Source organism: Micromonospora sp. S4605, assembly GCF_003176715.1.
GTDB lineage: Bacteria > Actinomycetota > Actinomycetes > Mycobacteriales > Micromonosporaceae > Micromonospora > Micromonospora echinaurantiaca.
Window position 1 is genome coordinate 1 of the sequence record NZ_QGSW01000228.1, and the last position, 15,076, is coordinate 15,076.

A 15,076-nucleotide genomic window follows, 5' to 3' on the forward strand; every position below is an offset into this window, starting at 1 on the left:
CCGCCCGCTCGGCCCGCCGCCGGTCGCCCCGGCGCCGGTCGCCCCGCCACCGGTCGCGCCACAGCCGGTCACCCCGGCCGCGGCGGCGGGTACCCCGGTCTCCGGCGCGCCGAGCCACACCGAGCCGGCCCGCCGGGTGGACGCCCCGACCAACCGGCCGGTCTCCGCGCCACCGCCACCGCCACCCGGGATCACCCCGATCGCGCCCGCGCAGCGCGGCGCGGTGCCTCCGGCCGAGGCGGGTGAGCCGTTCCGGCCCACGCTGACCACCGCGGCGATCAACAGCGCGCGTGCCGAGCGGCAGCGCACCGTCATCCCGCCCCGCCCGAAGACCAACGGCGAGGCGCCCACCGGCGGATTCAGCGCCACCGACCTCAGCATCCCGGTGCCCACGCCCCGACCGGGCAAGGAAGCCGCCCCGCCGGGCTCCAGGGCCAACTGGCCGCTGGTCAACAACCCGGAGGATCCGGCCGACAGCTCCGCCAACAACCCGGTCGTCGGCTCGTACGGCGACCGGGGCGGGCGCGGCGTGGATGCACCGACCGATCCCGGGGCGGAGCGCCGGGTCACCCCGCCGTGGCTCGCCGACGACCTGCCCCAGGAGCCGCCGATGCTGCGGCTGGTGGAGCCCCCGCCGATGGCCGACCGGGCACTGCGCGACGGGCCGAACCCGCCCACCGACCCGCAGCTGGAGAACCCGCCGCTGCGCCTGGTCGACCGCGAGGAGGCCGCGCGCAACGGCCGGCCGGCCGCCCCGCGTGCCGACCGCCCGGCGCCCGAGCACCGGCCGGCGCCGCCGGTGGAGCGACGTCCCCCGCCCGTCTCCGACGAGGGCGACGGTGACCTGCTGATCTTCGCCCAGGCGAAGTCCGCCTGGTTCGTGGGGCACGGCGACTCGGCGGCCGACCTGGACTGGTCGACCACTGCCGACACCGGCTGGCAGGCTGCCGAGCAGGCGGCCCGGCCGTCGGTCGGTGCCGAGACCAAGGCCGGGCTGCCCAAGCGGGTCCCGCAGGCCAACCTCGTCCCCGGCTCCCCGCTGCGCGAGGAGCGTCCACTGCGGATCGTCCGGGACGCGGCGAGCCTCGCCGAGAACACCACCGGCTACTTCCGCGGCTGGCGTCGCGGGCAGGAGATCGGCGGGTTCGCGGTCGGCGGCCGGCCGGGCCGCGAGGCCGCCGGCGGCTGGGACTTCACCCGCGACACCGGCGACCGCGACGACGATCGGGAGTACGAGTACCGCTCCGCCGGCTACCGCTCCTGACCGGCGGTACCCGCACCGGACAGCGCGCCCCCGGTCACTGTGGACGTCCACAGTGACCGGGGGCGCCGTCGTGCTACCGGCCGTTTGCCGGCGACCGGCCGGCGTGGGCACCCGCGGTGGTGATCGCCGGCATCTCCACGGCCGGCGGCCTGCGGCCATGCCCGCGCACGGCCGTACCGCCCTCACGCCGCCCGTCAGCGGCGCCAGGACGAGCCCGGCCCCGTTGAAGCCGGAGCGGCAGATCCGCCCGCCAGCGGGCACTACAAGGGGCTGGACGGCCACCCTGCCGGACTGGAGCTGGCGCGACCGCCACGAGAACAGGCCACAGTGACAACGAGTCGCCGGACTCCGGACACGGTCCCCGGACCCGGCCAGCGGAGAGCGCCCGGCGGCGACGTGGCCGTCGGGCGCCGGAGCGGCGACGTCACCGGCCCCGGGGCAGCGCGCAGCGCCCGGTGGCGGACGGGCCACCGGGCGCTGGGCGGAACGATCAGGCCGGCGCGACCTGGCGCGAGCGACGCATGGTGAGCACGTACTCGACCAGCGAGATCAGCACGTGCTTCGTCGACTCCCGGTTGCGGGCGTCGCAGGCCACCACCGGCACGTCGCTCGAGATCGCCAGCGCGTCCCGGACGTCCTGCGGGTCGTGGTACTGCATCCCGTCGAAGCAGTTGATGGCCACCAGGTACGGCAGCCGCCGGTGCTCGAAGAAGTCGATCGCCGCGAAGCAGTCGGCCAGCCGGCGGGTGTCCACCAGCACGACCGCGCCGATCGCCCCGCGCACCAGTTCGTCCCACATGAACCAGAAGCGGGTCTGACCCGGCGTACCGAACAGGTACAGGATCAGGTCACGGTCGATCGAGATCCGGCCGAAGTCCATCGCCACCGTGGTCGTCGTCTTACCCGGCACCTGCCGGTTGTCGTTGACGCCCACGCCGGCGGAGGTCATGATGGCCTCCGTGGTCAGCGGCGTGATCTCCGAGACCGAGCCGACCAGCGTCGTCTTGCCGACGCCGAAGCCACCGGCGATAACGATCTTCGCCGACGTCACGCGCCCGCTCGGGGTCGGCGGGCGGTGCGACATGTCAGAGCCTGCGAAGTCCACTCAGCACCCTCTCCAGCAGTTCAGTGCCCACCGCGTCGTCCGAGTCGTCCAGGATGGTCGGCTCGTGGACCGCGACCAGGCCGTCCGTCGCCATGTCGGCGATGAGCACCCGGGCCACACCGAGCGGGAGCTGCATTCGCGCCGCGATCTCGGCTAGCGACTGCACGCGTCCGTCACACAGCGCAGCGATGTACTGGTGCTCGCGGCCCTGGCCGCCACTGCCGTTGGCAGCGGCCCGGCCGCGCACCGTCGTCTCGACGAGCGCCTCCAGCGCGATGTCGAGTCGGGGGCGGGTACGACCACGGGTCACGGCGTATGGACGGACCAACGCTCCGGTCGGTTCGTCACGATCAACCATGTCGCCGCTCACCTCCTTCGTACCCGACACCGGCTCCCTCCGTTGGAGCCCGTCCGTCCCGTCGTTGCCGCCCCGCCGACCTCAAGGTCAGCAGGACGTCAGCCCAGCATGCCCGCGGCCGCGCGCGGCTGCGGGGTCAATGCGTCGCCCACCCGGTCGACCAGCAACGCCATCTCGTAACCGACCTGCCCGACGTCGCAGCTGCGGGCGGCGAGCACGGCGAACGACGAGCCGTCCGAGATGGACATCAGGAACAGGAAGCCATTGTCCATCTCCACCACCGTCTGCAGCACCGCGCCTCCCTCGAAGCAGCGGGCCGCCCCCTGGGTCAGGCTGACCAGGCCGGACGCGATCGCGGCCAGCTGGTCGGCCCGGTCCCGCGGGAGGTCCCGTGACGCAGCGAGGAGCAGGCCGTCCGCGGAGACGGCGACCGCGTGCGCGACACCGGGAACCCGATCGGCGAAGTTGGCGAGCAGCCAACCGAGATCCTGCGTAGTAGTCATCCTTCTTGCTCCTTCTGCCCGCTCCCGGCCACCGGGCCTGAGCCAGACTGCGAGGATTGCTGCCCTCCCGGAGTCGCCTCCGGGCTGGTCGGGTTGCTGTCGGACGGGTGGCTACGCCCTCGCTGGACGCCACGGTGGTAGGCGGAGAGCAGGCCGCGTACGGACTCCGGCGTCCGCCGCTGCACCGAGGTGGTCGGCTTCTCCACCGCGCCGGGCACCAGTTGGGCCATCGGGGTGCGCTTCGGCAGACCCGTCGGGGTGGTGGCCGCCACCGGCACCTCGCTGGCGGCCGACGCCGCCCGCCAGCCCTCGTCGGCCGCGGTCGCCCAGCCGCCGCCCTCGCTGGGCTGCGGACGACGGGTGGGGAGGCTCTCGGCGGACGCGGGTCGCGCCCCACCGTTCGCTGTGGCCCCGTTCTCGCGCGGCGCTCCTCCGGCCGTCGGTGTCTGTGCCATCGGTGCGTTACCTGTCGTTGCGGGTGGTGTCTGCTGCACGGCGCGACCCGCCGCGTCGACCTTGCTGAACTGCTGGGTCGCGGCGGAACCGTTCGACGCCGGCTGCCGGGCACCAGCCGCCTCCTCCGGCCCCGGTCGCCGGGTACGGAACCAGGCCGACTCGAGCTCCCGGAAGATCGGCAGCTCCATCGTCTCGTCCGCGTACCGCTGCCGGTTCTGCGGCTGCGGGGTGGTCGGCCGAGCCGGCGCGGGCGGGGCCGCCGGCGTGGGGGCCGGTCGGGCCGCCGGGGCCGGCGCCGGGTTCGGCGCGGTCGGCTGGTCCGCACGCGGCATCCGCGGCAGCTCGGTGGTCATGTCGAGCGCGGCGGCCAGCCGCTCGGGCACCGGCGGGGTGGCCGGGTCCGCCCCGGCGACCGGCGGCCAGGCCGGCGGCGCCGAGGTGTTCGGCGGCGTCACCGGGCGCTGCGGCAGCGCGCCACCGGGCGGCGACGACATCGGCTGACCGGAGACCGGCATGCCCGACACCGGCGACGCGGAGACCGGCATCCCGGAGACCGGGGACGACGAGACCGGCATCCCGGAGACCGGCGGCGAGGAGACCGGCCCGGCGTACGGCGGCCCGGAGTACGGCTGCCCCGAGTACGGCGGCGCCGAGTGGGGCTGCCCCGAGTACGGCGGCGCCGAGTGCGGCGGCACCGGCGGGGCCGACACCGGCGGCGGGAAGTACGGCTGCGCCTCCGGGCTGCTCGGCAGCTGCCGCGGGATACCCGACTGCTGGCCGGTGGTGGCCGGGTCGCCATCGGTCGCCCGTCGCTGCGGCAGCGGGTCGATCGGCTGGCCGTTGGAGGTGCGCGGGCCGAACGCGTCGCCGCCGTTGGCCGCGGTCGCGCCGGTGAGGTCCGACCAGGCCGGCATGCTCCGACCGGCGCCGGCCGGAGCCGGGCTGCCGGTGCCGTTGGCAGGTGCCGGCTCGAACGGCCGGCCGCCCAGGGTGACCTGGTTGCCGGACCCGCTCGGCCGCGGGCTGTTGGGCAGGTTGCCGAGGGCCGGCAGGGCACCGAAGACGGGCGCCGGACCGGAGGACGGCGCGTTGCCGGCGGGCAGCGCCGGGGCCGGCTGGGCCCGCCCGGCGAGCGCCCGGGGCACCAGCACCGACGGCGGCAGCGTGACATCCGCCACGGTGCCCCGGTCGGCACCCGGACGCAGCTCGACCTTCACCCCGTGCCGGGACGCCAGTCGGGCGACCACGACCAGGCCCATCATCCGGGAGACGGCCACGTCCACCTGCGGCGGCGTGGCGAGCCGCTCGTTGAGTTCGTGCAGCTGGTCGGGGCTGATGCCGATACCGCGGTCCTCGACGTAGAGCGAGGCGCGGTCGCCGACCCGGCGGGCCTCGATCAGCACCTGCGAGTCCGGCGGCGAGAACGCGGTGGCGTTGTCGAACAGTTCGGCGACCAGGTGGACCAGGTCGTTGACGGCGTGCGCGGCGACCTCGATGTCCCGGTCGATGACCCCGAACTCGATCCGGGTGTAGTGCTCGACCTCGGACTGCGCGGCCCGGAGCACGTCGATCAGCGCGGCCGGCTCCCGCTGCACGCGGGTCGAGTCGGCGCCCGCGAGGACCAGCAGGTTCTCGTCGTTGCGGCGCATCCGGGTGGCCAGGTGGTCCAGCTGGAACAGCTCGGCCAGCCGGTCCGGGTCCTCCTCGCCGCGCTCCAGCCGGTCGAGGTGACCGATCAGCCGGTCGACCAGGATCTGCGACCGGCGGGCCAGGTTGACGAACATCGTCGCGACGGAGGCGCGCAGCGCGGCCTGCTCGGCGGCGGTCCGGACGGCCTCCAGGTGGACGGCGTTGAACGCCTCGGTCACCTGGCCGAACTCGTCCTTGCTGCGCACCGGCAGCGGCTCGGCGATCTGGTTGGCCAGCTGGGTCGGCGTCAGCTGCCCGGTGACCTGCGGGTCACGCAGCCGGGCCACCGCCTGCGGCAGGCCGTACTGGGCGACGGAGAGGGCACCCTGGCGCAGATCGCGCAGCGAGCGGGCCATCGAGCGGGCGACCAGGTAGGCGAAGAGGATGGCCAGCAGCAGCATGCTCAGCAGCAGGCCGGACTCCAGGAAGACCTGGCGCTGCACGTCCGAGCGGAGCTCGTCGGCCAGGGCGACCACGTCGCGGTCGAGCCTCGACTCCACGCTGCGAACCAGGTCGGCGTTGGCGACCATGGCCGCGTCCCACTGGTTGGCGTCGAACGGCGCGCCTACCAGGTTGTCGCTGGTGTTGGTGTTGCTCAGCCAGCCGCTGTAGACCTTCGCTTCGCGCAGGTCGGGGCCAGCGACGGTACGTGAGAAAAGGTCCTGTTCGTCCTGGTTGGCGACGATGCCGAAGGTCTGCTCCGCCTGGCTCTGACCGGTGACCGTGGCGATGTAGTCGTTACGCAGCGCCGGAGTGATCTTCTTGGAGATCAGCACCCGGTGCACCACGTTGCGCTGCTGGGAGAGGAACTCCTTGTTGCTGGCAACGGCGGTCGCGGCGCGCATCCGGTCGCTCAGGTTGTTGTTGCCGGCCAGCTGGGTGGCGGAGTCGCGGACGGCCAGCAGTCGGTTGATGATCCCGTCGTACTGCTGCACGGCCGGGACGAGACCGTACTTGCCGTTGAGCACCTGGCTACGGGTGGCGGGCAGGTCCTTGAGGTCCTGATCGATCCTGTCCAGGTCGCTCTCGAGTTTCGACGGCAGGTCCTCCAGCTCGGTCCGCTGGGAGGAGTAGGGCACCCGGGCCTGGTCCACCCGGCCGTTCGTCTGGTTGTACGCGTCCTTGAACGGGTCCGCCTGGGCCGGCGGCGCGCCGAGCAGCCGCAGCGCGGCCGTCCGCTCGTCCTGGAGGGTGTCGACCAGCTCCCCGGAGTAGCCGACCAGGCTGGCCAGCTCGCCGGCCCGGTTGGCGTTGTTGAGCGTCTGCAGGTGGTCGACGAGACCACTGGTACCCACGACGACCGTGGCGATGGTCGGCACGATCATGATGAGACCGAGCTTGGACCAGATCGGCATGTCGCGGAGCCGACCGGCCGGCCGGCGCAGCCGCGACAGGAAAGAGCCCGCCGTCTTTGGCCGTTTGCTCACGTCACCGCCCTCGCGATTCAGCGTCGCGTTGCCCTGGGCAACGCCTAGCGGCCGACCCGGCGGGTCGGACCATCCGAGATTCCATCACGCCGCCCGGCAAAGAGAAAGCCCAGGTTGGCCGTCGCGGACGGTGTGATGAGATGTTGATGCGATTTGATAGCAATCCGTCTGGCCGGAGTCACTGAAGGTAATGAATCACCCCCACCGCGTCGTGCTGCTCGCGGGCCCCTCCGGGTCCGGAAAGTCGTACATAGCGCAGCGAACCGGGCTTCCGGTGCTGTGCCTGGACGACTTCTACAAGGACGGTGATGACCCTACGTTGCCGCGACGAAACGGCCAGGTGGACTGGGAGTCCCCGCTGTCCTGGGACGCCGACGCGGCGGTTGCGGCGATTACCCGGCTGGCCAGGGATGGTCGGGCGGATGTGCCGGTCTATGCCATCGAGGCCGATCGTCGGGTGGCCACCCGGTCATTCGAGGTCGCCGGTTCGCCACTTTTCATCGCCGAAGGCATTTTTGCCGCCGACATCGTCGAGGAGTGCCGGCGACGGGGGGTGCTCGCCGGGGCGTACGCCCTGCGGCGGCCGCGCGGCGCGACCTTCGTCCGCCGGCTGGCCCGCGACCTCGCCGAGCAGCGCAAGGCTCCCCGGGTGCTGATCCGGCGCGGGGTGGCGTTGCTGCGCGCCGAGCCGGCCGTGCTGCGCCGGCAGACCGGCCTGGGCGCGGAGGCGGCCCGGGCCCGCCAGGTGCTGCGTGGGGTGGCCGGCCTGCTCGCCGGCCACCCGCACCGCCGGTGATCAGGGCAGCAGCTTGGCGTACGCCGGCTTGATCACCTCGTCGATGATCCGCAGCCGCTGGTCGAACGGGATGAAGGCGCTCTTCATCGCGTTGATGGTGAACCACTGCAACTCGCGCCAGCCGTAGCCGAACGCCTCCACCAGCAGGGCCATCTCGCGGGACATCGAGGTGCCGCTCATCAGCCGGTTGTCGGTGTTGACCGTGACCCTGAAGCGCAGGTCCCGCAGCAGCCCGATGGGGTGCTCGGCGATCGACGGGGCGGCGCCGGTCTGCACGTTCGAGGACGGGCACAGCTCCAGCGGGATCCGCTTGTCCCGCACGTACGCGGCCAGCCGGCCGAGCGTGGGCTCCGCGCCCGGGGTGATGTCGTCCACGATCCGCACCCCGTGGCCGAGCCGGTCGGCCCCGCACCACTGGATCGCCTGCCAGATCGACGGCAGCCCGAACGCCTCGCCGGCGTGGATGGTGAAGTGGAAGTTCTCCCGCTGGAGGTACTCGAAGGCGTCCAGGTGCCGGGTGGGTGGGAAGCCCGCCTCGGCGCCGGCGATGTCGAAGCCGACCACCCCGGCGTCCCGGTGCCGCACGGCGAGCTCGGCGATCTCCTGCGAGCGGGCCGCGTGCCGCATCGCGGTGAGCAGCGTGCCGACCCGGATCGGCGTGCCCGCCTCGGCGGCCAGCGCGCTGCCCTCGGCGAAGCCGGCCAGCACCGCCTCGACCACCTGGTCCAGGGTCAGGTCCCGCTCCAGGTGCTGCTCCGGGGCGAACCGCACCTCGGCGTAGACCACCCCGTCGGCCGCCAGGTCGAGCGCGCACTCCCGGGCCACCCGGCGCAGCGCCGGGGCGGTCTGCATCACGGCGACGGTGTGCGCGAACGTCTCCAGGTAGCGCTCCAGCGAGCCCGAGTCGGCCGCCTCGACGAACCAGCGGCCGAGCGCCTCGGGATCGGTGGTGGGCAGCTCGTGACCGACCTCGGCGGCCAACTCGACGATCGTCGCCGGCCGCAGGCCGCCGTCGAGGTGGTCGTGCAGCAGCGCCTTGGGAACCTTGACGATGTCCTCGTACCGGATTGTCGCGACCATGCTCAGACCCTAGTCGGCCGGACCGAATCGGCCGACGGGACCGGCGCGGAAGGCGATGGACGCCGCCCCCGCCGGTACGGCGGGGGCGGCGCCGGTCAGGGACGCCAGCCGTACACCCGGTCGACGACGATCCGGAGCACCAGCCGGCCGTCGGCGACCATCGCCGCCCGGTAGTCGGCCCAGTCGGGGTGCTCGCCGCGGATCCGCCGGTAGACCTCGACCAGTTCCTCGACCGTGGCGTCGTCGGGCGCCGCCGCCGGCGGCGTGAGCACCGCCGTCCCCTCCGCCACCGCGTACGCCCCGCCGTCGGCGGTGGTGACGTGGAAGCTGACCCGGGGGTCGCGGCGCAGGTTGCGCACCTTGGCCCGGCCGGCGGTGGTGGAGCAGCGGATCAGGCCGGGCTCGGCCAGGTAGTCGACGTTGGAGAGTTGGGGGCGGCCGTCCTGGCGCAGGGTGACCAGGACGCCCCGGCCGCGCTCGCCGAACAGCTCCCACAGCCGGGCGGTCACGCCGGCACCCGCAGCGGGGCGAGCGCGGCGGTCAGCCGGGCGACCTCGTCGAGCATCCCCTCGGCGGCGGCGTCGCGCCCCGGGTCCGGCACCAGTTCCCCGGCGTCGTCGAGCGCCTGCCGCAGGAACACGGTCACCGCCTCGTTGGCCGGCATCATCTTGAGGGTGGTCACCACCTGCTTGATCATCTGGACCGCGCGCAGACCGCCGGAGGTCATGCCGTAGCTGACGAAGCCGACCGGCTTGTACTGCCACTCGGTGTAGAGGTAGTCGATCGCGTTCTTCAGCGGTGCGCTGAAGCCGTAGTTGTACTCCGGCATGACGAAGACGAAGGCGTCGCCGGCGGCGATCGTGGCGCTCCACTCGCGAGTGTGCTGATGCAGGTAGCGCCCCTCGGACGGGTGGTGCGGCTCGTCGTGGAAGGGCAGGGCCACCTCGGCGAGGTCGACGAGGCGTACCTCGTCGAAGGCACCGTGTGCGGTGGCGACGGCGGTGAACCAGTCGCCGATCCGGCGGCCCACGCGGCCCGGTCGGGTGCTGGCGACGATGACGTTCAGGCGGGGCATGGCGGGGTCACTCCTGTGGTGGCGGGCCGGCGCTGGGCCGGCACGGTGAACTTCGGGATGAGGTACTGCGCCAGCGGACCGATGCTGACGGCGAAGAGGAGGGTGCCGGGACCGACGGTGCCGCCGAGCGCCCAGCCCAGCGCGAGCACGCCGAGCTCGATGGCCGTGCGGACCCGCCCGATCGGCAGGCCGCGGGCGGCCAGCCCGGTCATCAGGCCGTCGCGCGGCCCGGGCCCGAGGCTCGCTCCCAGGTAGAGGGCCGTGGCGAGCCCGTTGAGCAGGATGCCGGCGACCAGCAGGCCGATCCGGCCGGCGAGCGAGGGCACCGGCGGGAGGAGGACGAGCGCGGCGTCGGCGGCGAACCCGACCACCACCGCGTTCGCGAGGGTGCCGACCCCGGGGCGCTGCCGTAGCGGGATCCAGAGCAGCAGCACGACCACGGCGACCAGGTTGACCACCTGGCCGAGGGGTAGCCCGGTCCGCTCGGCGAGTCCCTGGTGCAGCACGTCCCAGGACGCGAGGCCCAGGTCGGCGCGGACCATCAGGGCCACGCTGACGCCGAACAGCACGAGGCCGGTCAGCAGGCGGGCCAGCCGGCCCGGCAATGTGGTTGACATGTCACTCACTCTAGGAGGTGGTTGATGACATGTCAACCAGATGGCTACGATGGCCGACATGGAGCAACCACGCTGGCTCAGCGAGCAGGAACAGCACGCCTGGCGGGGCTACAACCAGATGCGCCGCCTGCTCACCCTCGAACTGGCCCGCGAGCTGATGCGCGACGCGGGGCTGTCCGAGCCCGACTACGACGTCCTCTCCGACCTCTCCGAGACGCCCGACCAGCGCCTGCGGCTCAGCGAACTGGCCGACCGGATGCTCTGGTCGCGCAGCCGGCTCTCCCATCACCTGACCCGGATGCAGCAGCGCGGCCTGGTCACCCGCGAGGAGTGCGCCACGGACGGGCGGGGTGCGATCGTCGTGCTCACCGCCGAGGGCCGGCGGGCGATCGAGGCCGCCGCGCCCGGCCACGTGGCGGCCGTCCGGCGGCACCTGATCGACCTGCTCACCCCGGACGAGATCGCCGCGCTGGACGCGCTCACCCACCGCGTCGTCGACCACCTGACCAGCCTCGACCGGCCACGCGGCTGAGCCGGTGGTGGTGCGCGCACCACCACCGGACCGGCGTGCGCACACCATCGAACTCACCCGCCCGGCTGCCTAGCGTCGGCAGTGGAACGCACAACGCCGACGCGGGGAGTTCACAGGTGTTCACGACATTGGCCACGGCGGTGGTCCGGCGACCGGGACGGGTGATCGCCGCTTGGCTGCTCGCCATCGCGGCGCTCAGCGCCGCCACCTTCGCCGTCTACGGGCTGGACGGTCCGCGGGCCGGCAGCAGCCAGGCCGACTTCCTGCCCGACCGGTACGAGTCGGCGCAGGCCGCCCGGATCGGGGCGCAGGTCTTTCCCGCGCCCGAGGGCAGCAGCGCTGTGCTGGTCGTCCGCCGGACCGACCGGGCACCGCTGACCGCCGAGGACAACGCCCGGATCGACCGGCTGCCGCGGGAGCTGCGGGTGGCCGGCGTGACCGCGGTGACCGCCGGCGCCACGGCACCGGACGGACGGGTACGACTGGCCGAGGCCCGCCTCCCGGGCGACCCGGACGCGGAGGCGACCATCCAGGCGGTGAAGCGGCTGCGGCAGGGCACCGACACCGCGCTGGCCGGCACCGGACTGGTCGCCGGCTGGACCGGCGAGGCGGCCGGAGCAGCCGACGCGTTCCTGCTCGACCTGATCGTCAACGGCGGCATGATGCTGGTGATCCTGATCCTGCTGCTGGTCATCTTCCGCAGCCCGGCCATCGCGCTGCTGAACCTGCTCCTGGTGCTGCTGGTCGCACAGGCCGCCACCAGCCTCCTCGCGCTGGGCGGAAAGGTCTTCGGGTACGCCCTGGACGCCTCCACCACCGGCCTGCTCCCGGTCGTGCTGCTCGGCATCGGCACCGACTACGCGGTCTTCCTGCTCTTCCGCTACCGGGAGCGGCTGCGGGCCGGCGAGGAGCGACGGGCCGCGATGGTCCACGCGGTCGGCCGGATCGGCGGGGCGATCACTGTTTCCGCCCTGGTCGTGGCGGTGGCGTTCGGCGCCCTGGTGCTCTCCCGGCTCGCCTCGTTCCAGGTGCTCGGCCCGGCCCTGGCCGTCGCCGTCCTGCTCATGGTGGCGGCCGCGCTGACCCTCTTCCCCGCGGTCTACGCACTGCTCGGCCGCCGGGCCTACTGGCCGGCCAAGCTGGTCACGCCCGCCACCCCTCCGGCACCGGTCGACGGGCCAGCACCGGTCGACGGGCCAGCACCGGTCGGCGGGTCAGCACCGGGTAGCGGATCGATGCCGGGTGCCGAACCGGCCGGGCTGGCGGCGCGGACCGGGCGGCTGGTGGCCCGCCGGCCGGGCCGGGTCGCGCTGGCCACGATCGCCGCGCTGGTGCTGCTCGGCCTCGGCTCGCTGCTCCACCGGCCGAGCTACGACGTCGACGTGCTGCCGCCCGGCTCCGAGTCGGCCCGCGCCCTGGCGACGCTCCGCTCGGGCTTCCCGGCCGGAACGCTCACCCCGACCGTTGTCTACCTGACCGGTGCCGGGGTGGACGCGGCCGCCGCCCAGCGGTTCGCCGACCGGCTCGCCGAGGTGCCGATCGTGGCGGCGCCGGCCGGGATCGAGGTCGAGCGGGGCGTGGCCCGGGTGCGGCTGCTGCTCGCCGAGCCGCCGTACTCGCAGCGGGCGATCGATCAGGTGGAGACAGGACTGCGGCCGGCCGCGCACGCCGCCGCGCCGCCGGGCACCCGGGCGTACGTCGGCGGCGAGACGGCCACCTTCGCCGACGTCCGCACCGTGCTCGACCGGGACCTCCGGCTGGTCTTTCCGGTGGCCGCCGGCCTGATCGGGCTGCTCCTGCTGCTGATGCTGCGCGGCCTGCTCGCCGCGCTGGGGCTGCTCGCCGCGGTCGCCCTCGGCTTCGCCGCCACCCTCGGCACGAGCGTGCTGGCGTTCCAGGTCGTCGGCGGCCAGCCCGGGCTCAACTTCCAGTTGCCGCTGGTCGTGTTCCTCTTCGTCACCGCGATCGGGACCGACTACAACATCCTGATGATCGCCCGGCTCCGGGAGGAGCTGCGCGCGGGACGGTCCCCCCGCCAGGCCGCGCAGGAGGCGGTACGCCACGCCGGGCCCGCGGTCGCCGCGGCCGGTGTCATCCTGGCCGGCAGCTTCGCGGTGCTCGTCGCCTCACCGGTGCTGGCGCAGATCGGCCTCGCCGTCGCGGTCGGCATCCTGATCGCCACCTTCGGGCTCTCCTGGCTGCTGGTGCCGGCGCTCACCGCGCTCACCGGGCGGGCCGCGTTCTGGCCGGCCCGCGCCCACCGGCGACCCGCACCGGCGCCCGAGCCGCCGGCCGGTGCCGCGACGGCTGGAACAATGGTCCGATGAGCTGGGCGCGGCGGGCGGTGCGGGAGCTGGGCCAGCTCGCGGTCGGGCTGGGCCTGGCCGGCGCGGGCGTGGCGCTCGCCGTGGCCACCCTCACCGCCGCCGCCCTCAGTCTGATCGGCGTCGGCCTGCCACTGCTCGACCGCGCCCTGTCCGGCACCCGGGCGCTGCTCGACCGGCAGCGCCGCCGGGTGCCCGGGCCACCGGTGCGGTCCCCGTACCAGCCGGTGCGCGGTGGGCTGACCGCCCGGCTGATGACCAGGTCCGGCGACCCGGCCACCTACCGGGACCTCGCGTTCCAGTTCGCCCACTTCGCCTACGCCCCGTCGGCCGCGCTCTTCGCCGTGGCGATCTGGCTCGGCGCCGCGCAGGGCCTGGCCATGCCGCTGATCCACGCGGTCCGGCCGAGCGCGATCGGCAACTACCTCGGTCTCCCGATCGACTCCCCCGGCAACGCCTGGCTGGCCGCCGTGGCCGGGCTGCTGGTGGGCGTCGGCGCGTACTGGCTGCCCCGGGGGTTGCTGCACCTGGAGGGGCGGTTGACCCGGGCGCTGCTCGGGCCGACCGCCCGGGCGACGCTGACCGAGCGGGTCGAGGAGCTGACCGACACCCGCGCCCAGACCGTCGACGCCCAGGCCGCCGAGCTGCGCCGGATCGAGCGGGACCTGCACGACGGCGCGCAGGCCCGGTTGGTGGCGATGGCGATGAACCTGGGTCTGGCCGAGGAGCTGCTGGCCCGCGACCCGGAGGCGGCGCGCGGGCTGGTCACCGAGGCCCGTTCGGCCGCCGGCACCGCGCTGGCCGAGCTGCGCGACGTGGTCCGCGGCATCCACCCGCCGGTGCTGGCCGACCGGGGCCTGGCCGGGGGCCTCGCCGCGCTCGCGCTCGGCGCCGCCCTCCCGGTCGACCTGGCCGTCGACCTGCCCGACCGGTTGGCGCCGCCGCTGGAGTCGGCGCTCTACTTCACCGCCGCCGAACTGGTCACCAACGCGGCCCGGCACAGCGGGGCCACCCGGGTGGCGGTGCGGCTGTGGCGGAGCGACGACCAGGTCCGGCTGACCGTCTCCGACGACGGTCGCGGCGGCGCCGACCCGGAGCGGGGCACCGGGCTGGCCGGCATCCGGCGGCGGCTCGCCGCCTTCGACGGGCGGGTCCGGATCGACTCGCCGCCGGGAGGGCCTACCGTGGTCGACGTGGAGCTGCCGTGCGGATCGTGATCGCCGAGGACCTCGTGCTGCTGCGCGACGGGCTGATCCGGCTGCTCACCGCGTACGGCGACGAGGTGGTGGCCGCCGTGGAGACCGGCGACGAGCTGCTCGCCGCGCTGCTGGAGCACCGGCCCGACGTGGCGGTGGTGGACGTCCGCCTGCCACCCACCCACACCGACGAGGGGCTGCGCGCCGCGCTCGCCGCCCGGGCCCGGGTGCCCGGCCTGCCGGTGCTGGTGCTGTCCCAGTACGTCGAGCAGCTCTACGCCCGGGAGCTGCTCTCCGACGGCGCCGGCGCGGTGGGCTACCTGCTCAAGGACCGGGTGGCCGACGTGGCGCAGTTCGTCGCCGCGGTGCACCGGGTGGCCGGTGGCGGGATGGCCATGGACCCGGAGGTGATCTCGCAGCTGCTGGCCCGGCCGGCCCGGGCGGAGCCGCTGCGCCGGCTCACCCCGCGCGAGCACGAGGTGCTGGCGCTGATGGCCGAGGGGCGCTCGAACGGCGCGATCGCGCAGCGGCTGGTGGTCACCGAGAAGGCGGTCAGCAAGCACATCAACTCGATCTTCGCGAAGCTCGACCTGCGCGAGTGCGACGACGACCACCGCCGGGTACGCGCGGTGCTGACCTACCTGGACGCCTGAC

At 74.2% G+C, this 15,076-nt stretch carries 13 protein-coding genes and 1 pseudogene; 6 read left to right on the forward strand and 8 right to left on the reverse strand.

Annotated features, from left to right (window positions below; genetic code table 11):
* A pseudogene (locus DLJ47_RS19335) lies at nt 1–1,264 on the forward strand (transposase); the annotation flags it as partial.
* Between the two features lie 490 nt (nt 1,265–1,754).
* Here DLJ47_RS19335 and DLJ47_RS19340 read toward each other — a convergent pair.
* The 4 genes from DLJ47_RS19340 to DLJ47_RS19355 form a co-directional block, all read right to left on the reverse strand.
* On the reverse strand, nt 1,755–2,348 hold the full coding sequence (locus DLJ47_RS19340; RefSeq protein ID WP_109901345.1) for a GTP-binding protein: 594 nt from the start codon (nt 2,346–2,348) through the stop codon (nt 1,755–1,757).
* Between the two features lies 1 nt (nt 2,349).
* Nucleotides 2,350–2,727, reverse strand: a complete 378-nt coding sequence (locus DLJ47_RS19345; RefSeq protein ID WP_088997952.1) for a DUF742 domain-containing protein — start codon at nt 2,725–2,727, stop codon at nt 2,350–2,352.
* A gap of 98 nt (nt 2,728–2,825) precedes the next feature.
* A complete protein-coding gene (locus tag DLJ47_RS19350) occupies nt 2,826–3,230 on the reverse strand; it encodes a roadblock/LC7 domain-containing protein (RefSeq protein WP_109901346.1) in 405 nt (134 codons plus the stop codon).
* Entirely contained in the window at nt 3,227–6,802 is a 3,576-nt protein-coding gene (locus DLJ47_RS19355; RefSeq protein WP_109901347.1) for a sensor histidine kinase, read from the reverse strand. Before DLJ47_RS19355 ends, DLJ47_RS19350 begins: the two co-directional genes overlap by 4 nt.
* Nucleotides 6,803–7,142: 340 nt before the next feature.
* Here DLJ47_RS19355 and DLJ47_RS19360 point away from each other — a divergent pair, with 340 nt between their 5' ends.
* A complete protein-coding gene (locus DLJ47_RS19360) occupies nt 7,143–7,598 on the forward strand; it encodes an ATP-binding protein (protein WP_233257902.1) in 456 nt (151 codons plus the stop codon).
* On the opposite strand, the gene DLJ47_RS19365 is transcribed toward DLJ47_RS19360, so the two are convergent.
* From DLJ47_RS19365 to yczE, 4 genes are all read right to left on the reverse strand, one after another.
* Nucleotides 7,599–8,678 (reverse strand): adenosine deaminase, encoded by a 1,080-nt coding sequence (locus DLJ47_RS19365; RefSeq protein WP_109901349.1) that lies wholly within the window; start codon nt 8,676–8,678, stop codon nt 7,599–7,601. It lies immediately after the preceding gene.
* Between the two features lie 95 nt (nt 8,679–8,773).
* Nucleotides 8,774–9,187, reverse strand: a complete 414-nt coding sequence (locus DLJ47_RS19370; protein ID WP_109901350.1) for a PPOX class F420-dependent oxidoreductase — start codon at nt 9,185–9,187, stop codon at nt 8,774–8,776.
* Complete coding sequence (locus DLJ47_RS19375) at nt 9,184–9,753, reverse strand: NADPH-dependent FMN reductase (protein ID WP_109901351.1); 570 nt, start codon at nt 9,751–9,753, stop codon at nt 9,184–9,186. The genes DLJ47_RS19370 and DLJ47_RS19375 overlap by 4 nt, the downstream gene beginning before the upstream one ends.
* On the reverse strand, nt 9,741–10,370 hold the full coding sequence (gene yczE / locus DLJ47_RS19380; RefSeq protein WP_109901352.1) for a membrane protein YczE: 630 nt from the start codon (nt 10,368–10,370) through the stop codon (nt 9,741–9,743). Before yczE ends, DLJ47_RS19375 begins: the two co-directional genes overlap by 13 nt.
* A 58-nt stretch (nt 10,371–10,428) precedes the next feature.
* Here yczE and DLJ47_RS19385 point away from each other — a divergent pair, with 58 nt between their 5' ends.
* The 4 genes from DLJ47_RS19385 (at nt 10,429) to DLJ47_RS19400 (ending at nt 15,075) form a co-directional block, all read left to right on the forward strand.
* Nucleotides 10,429–10,902, forward strand: coding sequence for a MarR family winged helix-turn-helix transcriptional regulator (locus DLJ47_RS19385; protein WP_109901428.1), 474 nt, complete (start codon nt 10,429–10,431; stop codon nt 10,900–10,902).
* Between the two features lie 116 nt (nt 10,903–11,018).
* On the forward strand, nt 11,019–13,229 hold the full coding sequence (locus tag DLJ47_RS19390) for an MMPL family transporter (protein ID WP_158289850.1): 2,211 nt from the start codon (nt 11,019–11,021) through the stop codon (nt 13,227–13,229).
* Nucleotides 13,226–14,443 carry a sensor histidine kinase gene (locus DLJ47_RS19395; RefSeq protein WP_109901354.1) on the forward strand — a complete coding sequence of 406 codons (1,218 nt, stop codon included), beginning with the start codon at nt 13,226–13,228 and terminating at the stop codon, nt 14,441–14,443. The genes DLJ47_RS19390 and DLJ47_RS19395 overlap by 4 nt, the downstream gene beginning before the upstream one ends.
* Complete coding sequence (locus DLJ47_RS19400) at nt 14,431–15,075, forward strand: response regulator (protein WP_109901355.1); 645 nt, start codon at nt 14,431–14,433, stop codon at nt 15,073–15,075. The genes DLJ47_RS19395 and DLJ47_RS19400 overlap by 13 nt, the downstream gene beginning before the upstream one ends.
* The last annotated feature ends 1 nt before the right edge of the window (nt 15,076 follow it).

Bases quoted from the DNA above. Each gene is read 5' to 3' on its own strand.
- yczE (WP_109901352.1), bottom strand. From the start codon at position 10,370: ATGTCAACCACATTGCCGGGCCGGCTGGCCCGCCTGCTGACCGGCCTC.
- DLJ47_RS19340 (WP_109901345.1), bottom strand. From the start codon at position 2,348: ATGTCGCACCGCCCGCCGACCCCGAGCGGGCGCGTGACGTCGGCGAAG.
- DLJ47_RS19385 (WP_109901428.1), top strand. From the start codon at position 10,429: ATGGAGCAACCACGCTGGCTCAGCGAGCAGGAACAGCACGCCTGGCGG.
- DLJ47_RS19375 (WP_109901351.1), bottom strand. From the start codon at position 9,753: ATGCCCCGCCTGAACGTCATCGTCGCCAGCACCCGACCGGGCCGCGTG.
- DLJ47_RS19350 (WP_109901346.1), bottom strand. From the start codon at position 3,230: ATGACTACTACGCAGGATCTCGGTTGGCTGCTCGCCAACTTCGCCGAT.
- DLJ47_RS19395 (WP_109901354.1), top strand. From the start codon at position 13,226: ATGAGCTGGGCGCGGCGGGCGGTGCGGGAGCTGGGCCAGCTCGCGGTC.
- DLJ47_RS19345 (WP_088997952.1), bottom strand. From the start codon at position 2,727: ATGGTTGATCGTGACGAACCGACCGGAGCGTTGGTCCGTCCATACGCC.
- DLJ47_RS19365 (WP_109901349.1), bottom strand. From the start codon at position 8,678: ATGGTCGCGACAATCCGGTACGAGGACATCGTCAAGGTTCCCAAGGCG.